Source organism: Mycobacterium neumannii (assembly GCF_048452905.1).
In the GTDB taxonomy this organism is placed as follows: domain Bacteria; phylum Actinomycetota; class Actinomycetes; order Mycobacteriales; family Mycobacteriaceae; genus Mycobacterium; species Mycobacterium neumannii_B.
In genome coordinates, this window is record NZ_JBCGVF010000008.1 from 26389 (window position 1) to 38987 (window position 12599).

11 protein-coding genes are annotated in these 12599 nt (G+C 68.6%); 4 read left to right on the forward strand and 7 right to left on the reverse strand.

Going from position 1 to position 12599, the window contains the following annotated elements:
* Positions 1 to 4: 4 nt before the first annotated feature.
* Genes lipA through sucB form a run of 4 tightly spaced genes read right to left on the reverse strand, consistent with a single transcriptional unit; the run spans position 5 to position 4424 of the window.
* Positions 5 to 931, reverse strand: a complete 927-nt coding sequence (gene lipA / locus AAHH99_RS22815) for a lipoyl synthase (RefSeq protein WP_418770764.1) — start codon at positions 929 to 931, stop codon at positions 5 to 7.
* On the reverse strand, positions 931 to 1611 hold the full coding sequence (lipB, locus tag AAHH99_RS22820) for a lipoyl(octanoyl) transferase LipB (protein ID WP_418770765.1): 681 nt from the start codon (positions 1609 to 1611) through the stop codon (positions 931 to 933). The genes lipA and lipB overlap by 1 nt, the downstream gene beginning before the upstream one ends.
* A 10-nt stretch (positions 1612 to 1621) precedes the next feature.
* The gene (locus tag AAHH99_RS22825; protein WP_418770766.1) at positions 1622 to 2527 is read right to left on the reverse strand and encodes a TIGR01777 family oxidoreductase; all 906 of its coding nucleotides are present in this window, start codon (positions 2525 to 2527) and stop codon (positions 1622 to 1624) included.
* Positions 2528 to 2546: 19 nt separating this feature from the next.
* Positions 2547 to 4424 (reverse strand): 2-oxoglutarate dehydrogenase, E2 component, dihydrolipoamide succinyltransferase, encoded by a 1878-nt coding sequence (gene sucB / locus AAHH99_RS22830; protein ID WP_418770767.1) that lies wholly within the window; start codon positions 4422 to 4424, stop codon positions 2547 to 2549.
* 159 nt (positions 4425 to 4583) lie between these two features.
* Between sucB and AAHH99_RS22835 the strand changes: the two genes are divergently transcribed.
* Both AAHH99_RS22835 and AAHH99_RS22840 read left to right on the forward strand, forming a co-directional pair.
* A complete protein-coding gene (locus AAHH99_RS22835) occupies positions 4584 to 4940 on the forward strand; it encodes a hypothetical protein (RefSeq protein WP_064394033.1) in 357 nt (118 codons plus the stop codon).
* 99 nt (positions 4941 to 5039) lie between these two features.
* A complete protein-coding gene (locus tag AAHH99_RS22840; protein WP_418770768.1) occupies positions 5040 to 6806 on the forward strand; it encodes an SDR family oxidoreductase in 1767 nt (588 codons plus the stop codon).
* 130 nt (positions 6807 to 6936) lie between these two features.
* On the opposite strand, the gene AAHH99_RS22845 is transcribed toward AAHH99_RS22840, so the two are convergent.
* On the reverse strand, positions 6937 to 8457 hold the full coding sequence (locus tag AAHH99_RS22845) for a leucyl aminopeptidase (RefSeq protein WP_418770769.1): 1521 nt from the start codon (positions 8455 to 8457) through the stop codon (positions 6937 to 6939).
* Between the two features lie 17 nt (positions 8458 to 8474).
* Complete coding sequence (locus AAHH99_RS22850) at positions 8475 to 9560, reverse strand: adenylate/guanylate cyclase domain-containing protein (protein WP_418770770.1); 1086 nt, start codon at positions 9558 to 9560, stop codon at positions 8475 to 8477.
* 60 nt (positions 9561 to 9620) lie between these two features.
* Here AAHH99_RS22850 and gcvT point away from each other — a divergent pair, with 60 nt between their 5' ends.
* Positions 9621 to 10715 (forward strand): glycine cleavage system aminomethyltransferase GcvT, encoded by a 1095-nt coding sequence (gcvT, locus tag AAHH99_RS22855; protein ID WP_418771100.1) that lies wholly within the window; start codon positions 9621 to 9623, stop codon positions 10713 to 10715.
* Positions 10716 to 10737: 22 nt separating this feature from the next.
* Positions 10738 to 11856, forward strand: a complete 1119-nt coding sequence (locus tag AAHH99_RS22860; protein ID WP_418770771.1) for a branched-chain amino acid aminotransferase — start codon at positions 10738 to 10740, stop codon at positions 11854 to 11856.
* A 20-nt stretch (positions 11857 to 11876) separates the two neighbouring features.
* On the opposite strand, the gene AAHH99_RS22865 is transcribed toward AAHH99_RS22860, so the two are convergent.
* Positions 11877 to 12599, reverse strand: coding sequence for an adenosylcobinamide-GDP ribazoletransferase (locus AAHH99_RS22865; protein WP_418770772.1), 723 nt, complete (start codon positions 12597 to 12599; stop codon positions 11877 to 11879).

Consider the following 12599-nt stretch of genomic DNA (forward strand, 5'->3'; position numbering starts at 1 on the left):
TGCTTCAGGATACGGACGCCGATTTGGCCTGGGCGTACAACCGACCCGCACGGTACGACGAGCGCACCAGCGGTCCGGCCAGCACACCCGCGAAGCCGAGGCGCTGCGCGAACTGCTCATGCTCGACGAACTCGTCGGGGTGCACCCAACGCTCCACCGGGTGGTGGCGCACCGACGGGCGCAGGTACTGGGTGATGGTGACGATGTGGCAGCCCGCGCCGTACAGATCCGTCAGCGCGGACCGCACCTCCTCGGGCGTCTCGCCCATTCCGAGGATCAGATTCGACTTCGTCACCAGCCCGAAGTCGCGCGCCGCGGTCAGCACGTCGAGGCTGCGCTCGTAACGAAACGCGGGCCGGATGCGCTTGAAGATCCGTGGAACCGTTTCGACGTTGTGCGCCAACACTTCTGGACGGGACTCGAACACCTGTTGCAGCAGGTTTGGCTCACCGTTGAAGTCGGGGATCAGCAACTCGACACCGGTGTTGGGGTTGAGCGCCTTGATCGCACGGACCGTCTCGGCGTACAGCCACGCGCCACCGTCGGGCAGGTCGTCGCGGGCCACGCCGGTCACGGTCGAGTAGCGCAATCCCATAGCCTGCACGCTCTCGGCGACCCGGCGGGGCTCGTCGCGGTCGAGTTCGGTCGGCTTGCCGGTGTCGATCTGGCAGAAATCGCAGCGACGGGTGCACTGCTCACCGCCGATCAGGAACGTGGCCTCGCGGTCCTCCCAGCATTCGAAGATGTTGGGGCAGCCGGCCTCTTCGCAGACTGTGTGCAGACCTTCGCGCTTCACCAGCGCCTTGAGTTCCTGGTACTCCGGGCCCATCTTGGCGCGGGTCTTGATCCACGGCGGCTTGCGCTCGATCGGCGTCTCGGCGTTGCGGACCTCGAGACGCAGCAGTTTCCGACCTTCAGGAACGACAGTCACTACGTCAACGCTACCTCTAGCCGGCCGTCGAGCGCATCGCACACGGCGTCGGCCACCCGGTCGATGACCTCGGAGACAGCGACGCGGCGTCCCAGTTCAGCTGACAGCGAAGTCACCCCGGCGTCGGAGATGCCGCACGGCACGATCGCCCTGAACGCCGACAGGTCACAGTCGCAGTTCAGCGCGAATCCGTGCAGGGTGGTCGCCCGTGACACCCGGATGCCGATGGCGCCGATCTTGCGGGCCGGGCCGTTCTCGTCGGCAGGTACCCACACTCCGGAGCGGCCCTCCACCCGCCCGGTAGGCACACCGAGGTCGGTGCAGACCTTGATCAGCGACTCCTCGAGCCGTCGCACGAAGTTGACGACGTCGAGCGGCTCGGCGAGGCCGATGATCGGATAGCCGACGAGTTGGCCGGGGCCGTGCCAGGTGATCTTTCCGCCGCGGTCGGTGTCGATGACGGGGGTGCCGCCGGCCCCGGGGTTCGGCCGCTCCTCGGCGAGCGTGCGCCGCCCAGCGGTGTACACCGGCGGATGCTCGAGCAGGAGCAGGGTGTCCGGGCCGCCCGCCACGCGCTGGTCGGCGATCGCTCGCTGCAGCTGCCAGGCGTTCTCGTAGTCGACCGAGCCGAGTCGGCGCACCTCGACCGGCACCGTCGCCGACCGGATCGAATGCGTCATGACCTCGACGCTACTCCGGGCGAGCGGTGGCGAACGCCAATGCTTCGCCAATGGTGTTGTGGTGGAAAACGAATCCGGCCCGCTCGAGCGCGGCGGGGATGGCGCGTTGGCCGCCGAGCAGACCTTCGTCGGCGAACTCGCCCATCGCGGCGCGCAACGCGAACCCGGGCACCATCAGCGGTGTCGGGCGATTGACCGCGCGGCCCAACGCCGTGGTGAACTCGGCGTTGGTCACAGGTGCCGGGCCGGTGAGGTTCACCGGACCCGACAGCTCGTCGCGCGATATCGCGAACAGCAGCGCGCGGATCTCGTCCTCGAGGCTGATCCACGGCATGTACTGGCGGCCATTGCCCAGTCGAGCGCCCAGTCCCAGGGAGAACAACGGCTTGAGCCTGCCGAGCATGCCTCCGGCCTGCGCCAGCACCAGCCCCGACCGCACGAGCACCACCCGAGCGCCGTCCTGGCGGGCGGGCCAGGTGGCGGCCTCCCAGTCCACGCACAGGTGGGCCAGAAACCCCTCACCTGCGGGGGTGGTCTCGTCGGTGATCTGGGAACCGGTGTCGCCGTAGTAGCCGACCGCGCTGGCGTTGATCAGCGCCGGAACCCCGGCTTCGGCGACCGCGGTGGCCAGCACCTCGGTCGGGCCGATGCGGCTGTCACGCAGGCTCTGCTTGAAGGCGCCCGACCACCGCTTCTCGCCGACGTTGACCCCGCACATGTTGACCACGGCGTCCACTCCGGCCAGCATCGCCGGGTCGAATTCGCCGGTGTCGGGGTTCCAGAACACCTCGTCGGCGTTCGACGGTGCGCGCCGCACGATTCGCAGCACACGGTGGTTGGTGGCGCGCAGCGCGTAGACCAGAGCCGTGCCGATCAGACCGGACGATCCCGCGATCGCGATGACGGGTTCGGACACGATATTCTCGAGAGGCGTTCTATAGACCCAGATCGGCCTCGAATGCGCCCTCTTCGAGGCGACGCTTGACGGTGGTCAGGAAGCGCCCGGCATCGGCACCGTCGATCAACCGGTGGTCGTATGTCAGCGGCAGGTAGCACACCGAACGCACACCGATCGACTCGTTGCCGAACTCGTCGGCGATCACCCGCGGCCGCTTGACGATCGCGCCGGTTCCCAGCATCGCCGCCTGCGGCGGCACCAGGATCGGCGTGTCGAACAGCGCGCCCTGGCTGCCGATGTTGGTGATGGTGAACGTTCCGCCGGACAGTTCGTCGGGCTTGAGGTCACTCGACCTGGCGCGCGCGGCGATGTCGGAGATCGCACGGGCCAGCCCGGCCAGCGACAGGTGACCGGCGTTCTTGATCACCGGCGAGAGCAGACCCTGCTCCGTGTCGACCGCGATACCGAGATGCTCGGCGTCGTAGTAGGTGATCTCCTTGGTTTCCTCGTTGTAGCTTGCGTTGACATTGGGATGCGCCTTGAGCGCGTCGATCACGGCGACGGCGATGAACGGCAGGTACGTCAGGTTGACGCCCTCGCGTTCGGCGAACCCCGCCTTCGCCCGCGCCCGCAGCGACACGATCCTGGTCATGTCGACCTCGTGGGTCTGCGTCAATTGCGCTGTCGCCTGCAGGGATTCGCGCGTCTTCTTCGCAGTCAGCTGCCGGATCCGGGTGGCCTTCTGGGTGGTGCCGCGCAGGTGTGCGAGCGACGCCGCCGACGCGTCGGCATCCGCGGGCGCCTTCGCCGCCGCGGGTGACCTGCCCGGGGCCTCGGCCGCTTGTTCGGTCGACGCCGCCGGTTCCTTGCCGGCCTCCGCAGCCGCGAGCACGTCCTGCTTACGGATGCGGCCGCCGACGCCGGTGCCCTTCACGCTGGCGAGGTCAACGTTGTTCTCCGCGGCCAGCTTTCGCACCAACGGGGTGACGTAGGGCCCGGAGTCGCTTGTCGGCTGCGGTTCGGACTTGGGCTCGGATTTCGGTTCTGGTTTCGACTCGGGCTTCGGTTCCGGCTTCGGTTTCGGCTTGGAGTCCTCCGCCGGTTCCGACTCCTTCTCTTCCTTCGGCTCCGGCTTCTTCTCTTCCTTGGGTTCGGGCTCCGGCTCTGGTTCGGGTTCCGGCTCGGGTTCGGGTTCCGGCTCGGCTTCTGCGTCGGCATCACCGATCTTGGCCAGCTCGCCACCCACCTCGACGGTGTCGTCCTCTTCGGCGGTGATCGAGATCAAGGTGCCCGCCACGGGCGAGGGGATCTCGGTGTCGACCTTGTCCGTCGACACCTCGAGCAGCGGTTCGTCGACCTCCACGCTGTCGCCGACCTTCTTCAGCCAGCGGGTCACGGTGCCTTCGGTCACCGACTCGCCGAGTTCGGGCATCAGCACCGGAGTCGACTTACCCGAGGACTCACCCGAGGACTTCGCGGCGGGCTTTTCCTCGTCCTTGTCGTCGGGCTCGGGCTCTTCTTCGGTCTCTTCGGCGGCGGGCTCGGGCTGCGCGGCCGGTTCCTCGGCGGGCTTTTCCTCCTCGGTGGGTTGTTCCTCGTCGTCGGGCCCTTCGTCCTCGGCGTCCTCGGCGTCCGACGCTTCGTCGGAGTCGTCGGAGCCTCCGGAATCGCCGTCGTCGGCATCACCGATGACCGCCAACTCGCCGCCCACCTCGACGGTGTCGTCCTCCTGGGCGATGATCTTCTTCAGCACACCGGAAGCGGGCGCGGGAATCTCGGTGTCGACCTTATCGGTGGAAACTTCGAGCAATGGCTCATCTTGTTCGACCGTGTCACCTTCTTGCTTGAGCCATCGGGTGACAGTCCCCTCGGTAACGCTCTCACCGAGTGCGGGCATCTCGACGGTGATGGCCATGTGATTGACTCCCTCGCTCCCTTGAACGGTCGTCATTCGTGCTGGGTGATTGTCTGCATACCCATCCTGTCACGTCCGGACGCGCAGTTCGCCGCAGACCGTCCGACCCACTGTTCTGGCACTATCGAGAAGAGATGATCGGAGGGAGCGCGTACGCGAGTGGGAGTCCTCGACAGGTTTCGGCGCGGGAAGCGTAAAGGCAGGGGTTCGGGTGCCGACCCCGCCGCGGATCTGAACTATCTCCGGCAGTGGGTCGCCACGCACACCGGCGTCGAAGCGTTCGTCGAGCCGAAAACCACCGTCACCGACGTCACCGTGGTGCTGGTCGCCGCCGACGGGGAATGGACGCGGCGACGCGCCGGGGGAGACGCCGGCGCCCGGCGGCTGTCCGACCGATTGAAGATCCCGGTCTACGACGTGCAGAAAGTCGGCTATCCGCAGCGGATGCGGGACTACGACGAGAAGCGCCGCATCGAGCGTCGGCGCGCTGCTCGACGCGAACTCGACGAGCGCTGACGAACGCTTGCGTGTGGGGGTGCCTCCACCCGGAGGGTAGGGGGAGAACAGACGGCACTGATACGGTACCGGCGGTTCCGCCAAGTCACGGGAGGTGCGATGGGGGAGGTCGCTACGCGGTTCGTCGACAGCACCGACGACGTGCGAATCGCGGTCTACGAAGAAGGCGATCCGCACGCGCCGACCCTGGTCCTCGTGCACGGGTGGCCCGACTCGCACGTGCTGTGGGACGGCGTGGTGCCACTGCTGTCCGACCGGTTCCGCATCGTGCGGTATGACAATCGCGGTGTCGGGAACTCGAGTGGGCCAAAACGGGTTTCGGCCTACCGCATGTCTGCGTACGCGGATGACTTCGAAGCGGTCGTCGCCGCGGTGAGCCCAGGCGAGCCGGTGCACGTACTCGCCCACGACTGGGGCTCGGCGGCCATGTGGGAGTACCTGGCCCGCCCCGGTGCCGGCGACCGGGTCGCGTCGTTCACCTCGGTCTCCGGTCCCAGCATCGACCACCTCAACGCCTTCGTCACCAGCAGCCTGTTGCGCCCGTGGCGTCCACGCCGATTCGTCCGCGCCCTGGGTCAGTTCCTGTCCTTCGCCTACATGGGCTTCTTCTCGATCCCGGTGCTCGCACCGCTGGCGGTACGGGGCTTCGTCGCGAACCTGGTGCGCCAGATCCTGTTGGTGCGCGACGGCATCCCGCGTGAGCAGCTGCACCATTCCGCGACCTACAAGGCTGACGCCGCGAAGAGCGTCAAGGTCTACGGCGCCAACTATCTGCGGTCGATGAAGCCCGGACGCAGCGATCACTACGTCGACGTCGCGGTGCAGCTCATCGTCAACACCAAAGACCCGTTCGTGCGGCCGCACGTCTACGACGACACGAAAAAATGGGTGGCGCGGCTGTGGCGCCGCGACATCGCCGCCGGGCACTGGTCGCCGATGTCGCATCCGCAAGCCATCGCCCTGTCGGTCGAGCAGCTCGTCGACTTCCTCGGCGGTAAGCCACCCGCGCGTGAACTTCTGCGCGCGCAGGTCGGCAGGCCACGCGAATACTTCAGCGACACACTGGTTTCCGTCACAGGTGCGGGTAGCGGCATCGGCCGTGCGACGGCGCTGGCATTCGCCCGCGAGGGCGCCGAGATCGTGGTCAGCGATATCGACGAGGGCACCGCGAAAGAGACCGCGGCCCACGTCGCCGCGCACGGCGGAATCGCGCACGCCTACACCGTGGACGTGTCGGATGCAGAGTCCGTGGAGCGGTTCGCCGAAAAGGTGTGCGCAGAACACGGGGTGCCCGACGTCGTGGTCAACAACGCGGGCGTTGGGCACGCGGGCATGTTCTTCGACACCCCGCGCGAGGAGTACGACCGCGTGCTGGCTATCAACTTCGGCGGAGTCGTCAACTGCTGCAGGGCCTTTGGGCGCAGGATGGTTGACCGCGGGCTCGGCGGACACGTCGTCAACATCTCGTCGATGGCCGCGTACTCCCCGCAGCAGTCGATGAACGCCTACGCCACGAGCAAGGCGGCGGTGTTCATGTTCGGCGACTGCCTGCGCGCCGAATTGGACCAGGCGGGTGTCGGGCTGACCACGGTATGCCCCGGCGTCATCGACACCAACATCGTGCACACCACCCGGTTCGACATACCCGACTCCAAGCGGGACCAGGCTGAAGCCCGTCGCGCGCAGCTCGAAAAGGCGTTCTCCCGGCGCCGGTACGGTCCGGACAAAGTCGCCAACGCGATCGTGTCGGCGGTCAAGAAGAACAAGCCCATCCGCCCCGTCGCCCCGGAGGCCCACATCGTGTACGGCGTCGCACACCTGCTTCCGCAGGTGATGCGCAGCGCCGCGCGCGGCAAGGTCGTCTAGCGGCGCCGAGACCGGCGCGGCGCCGAGACCGACGAGCGCCGAGACTGACGTTTTGGCTGATTTTTGCGAGTAAAAGCCGCCATTTCGTCGGTCTCACGGAGAGGCTCAGCCGTTCGCGGCTTCTGCTTGATCAGCCACTCGCGGCTATATCCTCCAGGACCGCGAACATCGTCCGCGTCGGCACACCCGTGCCGCCCTTACCCGTGTAGCCCCACGGCCCTCCGGTGTTGTACGCCGGGCCCGCGATGTCGATGTGGGCCCACTGCACACCGTCCGGCACGAACTCACGCAGGTACGTACCCGCCACGAGCATGCCGGCATAGCGCGAACCGCTGACGTTGGCGAGGTCGGCGACCGTCGACTTCAGATCGTCCTTGAGTTCCTCGGGCAGGGGCATCGCCCAGGCGTTCTCGCCGACCGACTGCGAAATACCGGCCACCCGGTCGCGGAACTCGTCGCTGCCCATGACGCCCGGTGTCCGGGCGCCAAGGGCGACGGTCTGGGCGCCGGTCAGCGTCGAAGTCTCGATCAGATAGTCCGGCTTGTCCTCACCCGCGCGCACGATCGCGTCGGCCAGGATCAGCCTGCCTTCGGCGTCGGTGTTGAGCACCTCGACCGTGATGCCGCCGTATTGCGTCAACACGTCACCCGGACGCTGCGCGGTCGCCGACGGCATGTTCTCGGCCATCGGCACCGTGGCGATCACGTCGATCGGCAGCTTCTGCTTGGCCGCCAGCACCACCGTGGCGATGACGGCCGCCGCTCCGCCCATGTCGGAGGTCATGTGGTGCATGTTCGCCGCGGGCTTGATCGAGATGCCGCCGGTGTCGAACGTGATGCCCTTGCCGACCAACGCGACACGCTTCCCCTTGCGGCGGGCGCCCTTGTGGGTCAGCCGCACCAGCCTCGGTGGCCGCGACGAACCCTTGCCGACGCCGATGATGCCGCCGTACCCGGCCTTCTCCAGCGCCTTCTCGTCGAGGACCTCGACCGACAGCCCGGCCGCCTCGCCCAACGCCTTTGCGCGCCGGGCGAACTCGTCGGGAAACAGGTGGCTGGGCGGAGTGTTGACGAAATCGCGGGCGGTGGCCACCGCGGTCGCGATCTCCGCTGCACGTTGTGCGGCCTCCTTGGTGGCCGACTTGCTGTCCGAGGTCAGCGCGGTGATCTCGCGCAGGCCGGCGTCTTTGGGGGCGGTCTTGTCGCTGCGGAAGTCGCTGAACCGGTACGCGCCCAGAATCAGGCCCTCCACCGCCGCCGCGAGGTCCACGCCCGACAGCGTGGTCAGCACCGACTCGGTGCCGTTGAGCGAACGGACCGCCACCCCGGCCGCGCGGCGGATGACATCGGGCGGATACCCGTCGCGCCGCTTACCGAGCCCGACGGCCAGCACGCTGCCCACCGGCAGCGACGGTGCGACGACGCGCGTGACCTGCTCGCTGCCGCCCTTGGCGCCCAGCGCCGCCAGCGCCGACTCGATCTCGGCGACCGCCGCGGCGTTGAGGGACGGGCTGGGCACCACCTTCACCGCTGAGTCGTCGTCCCCGTTCACCACGGGAACGATCAGCACCGAGCCATCGGCTTTGCGTTTGGGCAGCGATGTGCTGACGGTGACGGTCGGGGTCTGATATCCGGGGTTTGCAGGGCTCACGAGTCCCAACCCTAGCTTCAGGAGGCCGCGTGAAGGTCGTAGGCCGTGACCGGGCCCTCGAATCCCTTGAGCGTCAAGGGTTCCAGCTGGGCCGCGGGGCGGTCGGGCAGCGCATCGCGCACATCGCCCCCTGCCAGTATCTGGCCGGGCGCCGCCGCGCTGACCAGCCGCGCGGCCAGGTTGACGGGGGTACCGAAGTAGTCGCCTCCGATCGAGAGCACCAGCCCGTACCCCAGGCCGGCGCGGACCCCCAGGCCGTTCTCGCGAGCTCGGGGATACTCGATGAGGTCGGTCGCGACCCTGACGAGCTGCTCCGGGCTGGAGTTCACCCACATCACCTCGTCGCCGATGAACTTGACCACCCGCCCGCCGTCGCCGTGCACTACATCGCTCACCGCGCCGCTGAACTCGACCAACAGATCCGACAGCTCCGTCGGGCTCAGCCGCTGGGTCAGCACCGTGAACCCCGACAGGTCGGCGAACCCGACGCCGCAGGTCACCATCGCCGACGCGTCGTGGATGACGTCCTCGAAGTACGCCCTGGCGCTGGTGATGTGGTGGCGCCACACCGCATCCATCAGCGCCGAGATTCCGGGCACCAGCGCGGCGACCGAACGGTAGGCGCGCGCTGTGGTCAGCTCGTCGTGGGTGTGCGTCATCAGCAGGTCCGGCTGGGCGAGCCGGATCATCGTCCCGCTGGCCTCGGCCAGGCGCGCCATCGTCGCACCGATGATCCGCAGGAAGTTGAGCGCGGCGTCCGGGCCCGTCACCGCGCTGATCGTCTGCCACGACGCCAGCGCATCGACGTCGGCGCGGCTCAGCGCGGGCACGTCGGGGCCGGTGACGCGCAGACCGAGCGCCTGCCAGGCGTGGGCGAGGTCGGCGAGGCCGACGCCGAGTTGCTCGGCGGCTGCCCGCAGGGTGTAGGTGGGAGGCCCCGACCACTGCAGGACGTCGCCGGCCAGGCCGAAGAGCCGGCCGCGGCGTTCGGCCTCGACCATGTCCTCGGCGGAGAAGCCCAGCGAGTCGAGGTAGGCGATCAGCCCGGCTCTCGCATGGGCGTCGGCGATCCCGGCTGCTTGCAGCGCGTCGAGGTCGACCACCTGCACAAGTGTGCCAACTCCGCGGCCCCATTAGGGTGGATCGGCGTGACGCACGGTGAGATGAACGACGTGTCCAAGGGCCCGCTGGAAGACCGCCACCGCGAACTCGGGGCGAACTTCGCCGAGTTCGGCGGCTGGCTGATGCCCGTTTCGTACGCGGGAACGGTCAGCGAGCACAACTCGACCCGCAACTCCGTCGGGCTGTTCGACGTCAGCCATCTGGGCAAGGCGCTGGTGCGCGGTCCGGGCGCCGCCGAATACATCAATTCCGCGTTCACCAACGACCTGCGCCGGATCGGCCCCGGTAAGGCGCAATACACGTTGTGCTGCAACGACTCCGGCGGGGTGATCGACGACCTGATCGCCTATTACGTCTCCGACGACGAGGTCTTCCTGGTCCCCAACGCCGCCAATACCGCCGCGGTCGTCGAAGCGCTGCGGGAGCGGGCGCCTGCAGGCCTCACCATCACCGACGAACACCGGTCGTACGCGGTGCTCGCCGTTCAGGGACCCAAATCGGCCGAGACGGTCGGCGGGCTGGGGCTGCCCACCGACATGGACTACATGGGCTACGCCGACGCCGAGTTCGCCGGCGTACCCCTGCGGGTCTGCCGCACCGGCTACACCGGCGAACACGGTTACGAGCTGCTGCCGCCATGGGACAGCGCGGGCGTGGTCTTCGACGCGCTGCTCGAGGCCGTCACCGCCGCCGGGGGCGAGCTCGCGGGGTTGGGCGCGCGCGACACCCTGCGCACCGAGATGGGTTATCCGCTGCATGGCCACGAACTGTCGCCGGACTTCTCGCCGCTGCAGGCCCGTTGCGGGTGGGCCATCGGCTGGCGCAAGGACGCGTTCTGGGGCCGCGACGCGCTGCTTGCCGAGAAGGAGGCCGGCCCGCCCCGGCTGCTGCGCGGTGTGAAGGCCGTCGGCCGGGGAGTGTTACGGGCCGATCTCACCGTGCTGGACGGTGACCGGCCCGTCGGGGTGACGACATCGGGAACCTTCTCTCCCACATTGAAAGTCGGCATCGGACTGGCGCTGCTCGACACCGCGGCCGATATCGCCGACGGAGCCCGCGTCGCGGTCGACGTCCGCGGCCGCGCGGTCGAGTGCGAAGTGGTCAAGCCCCCGTTCGTCGCGGCAAAAACCCGGTAGCGCCCGGATATACAATCGGCGCATGACTGACGGCCCCCTCGAGTTCACGGTTGAGCGCAACGCGAACCGGGCGAGCGACGAGGTACGGGCGTCGATCCTGGCCGATCCCGGATTCGGCCGCTACCACACCGATCACATGGTCTCGATCGACTGGAAAAAGGACGGGACCGAGGGCGAAGGTTGGCACAACGCGCGCGTGATCCCCTACGGCCCGATCGAACTCGACCCATCGGCGATTGTGCTGCACTACGCGCAGGAGATCTTCGAGGGACTCAAGGCCTACCGCTGGGCGGACGGCTCGGTCGTGTCGTTCCGGCCGGAGGCCAACGCACGGAGGCTCCGGACCTCGGCGCGGCGGCTCGCCATTCCCGAGTTGCCCGACGACGTCTTCATCGAGTCACTGCGCCAGCTCATCGCGGTCGACGAGCAATGGGTCCCACCCGCCGGTGGTGAGGAGTCGCTGTATCTGCGGCCGTTCGTGTTCGCCACCGAGCCCGGACTCGGTGTGCGGCCGGCGACCGAATACCGCTACATGGTCATCGCCTCGCCCGCGGGCGCCTACTTCACGGGCGGTATCAAACCGGTCTCCGTGTGGCTGTCCACCGAATACGTGCGGGCCTGCCCGGGCGGTACCGGCGCCGCCAAGTTCGGCGGCAACTACGCGGCTTCGCTTCTTGCCCAGGCCCAGGCCGCCGACAACGACTGCGACCAGGTGGTGTGGTTGGACGCCGCCGAACGCCGCTATGTCGAGGAGATGGGCGGGATGAATCTGTTCTTCGTCTTCGGCAGCGGCGGGTCGGCACGGCTGGTCACCCCCGAGCTGAGCGGCTCGATCCTGCCCGGTGTGACGCGGGATTCGTTGCTGCAGTTGACATCCGACGCTGGATTCGCGGTCGAGGAACGCAAGATCGACGTGGACGAGTGGCAGAAGAAGGCGGCTGCGGGCGAGATCACCGAGGTGTTCGCGTGCGGGACCGCCGCGGTGATCACCCCCGTCGGCACCGTCAAGCACGCCGAAGGTGAGTTCACCATCGCCGACGGCGGGCCGGGGGAGATCACGATGGCGCTGCGCGACACGTTGACCGGGATCCAACGCGGCACATTCGCCGATACGCACGGCTGGATGGCCCGACTCGGCTGAGGCGGGCCACTCGGGCGGCTTCAGCGGATCGCGAGCCCCAACGCCGTGATCACGGTCGTCACCTCGATCGCGGCGCCGAGTACGTCGCCGGTGATGCCGCCGAAGCGCCGCACGCAATGCGCCACGAGCACTGCGCCGCACGCGAGCCCGACGCCGACGGACAGTGGCCCCTGCCAGGGCCGAGGGCCCGCGAGCGCGGCCAACCCGGCGACGGCGATGGTCCACGCGACGACCACCAACGCCGATTGCGTGCTCGCGACACGAGCGCCCAGCGCACTTCCCGCCGCGGCGGGCACGCCTCGCCGGCACGCCAGCACCGCCGACACCCGTCCCGTCATGACCACCACCACCAGCCCGACGGCGCTCAGGCCGCCGAATGTGAAGGCTTGGGTCAGGATCACCAAGACCACGGCGGCCACACCGAACGGGCCCGCCGAGCCGTCCCGCATCACCTCGAGTGCGCGCTGCGGCGGGCCGTAACAGCCCAGACCGTCGGCGGTGTCGGCGAGCCCGTCGAGGTGCAGGGCGCGCGTCGCGGCCACGACGACGGCCACCGCCAGCACCCCGGCCAGGGCTCCAGGCCCGAACGCCCACGACGCCGCCCACACCGTGGCCGCCGCCAGCCCGCCGACCGCCGCGCCGGCCACCGGCAACGCCGTCAACGCACCGCGACCGATCGCGGCCGAACTCCGTACCGGTAAGACGGTGCCGAACGCGAAAGCCCCTGCAAGCGAACGGATCAC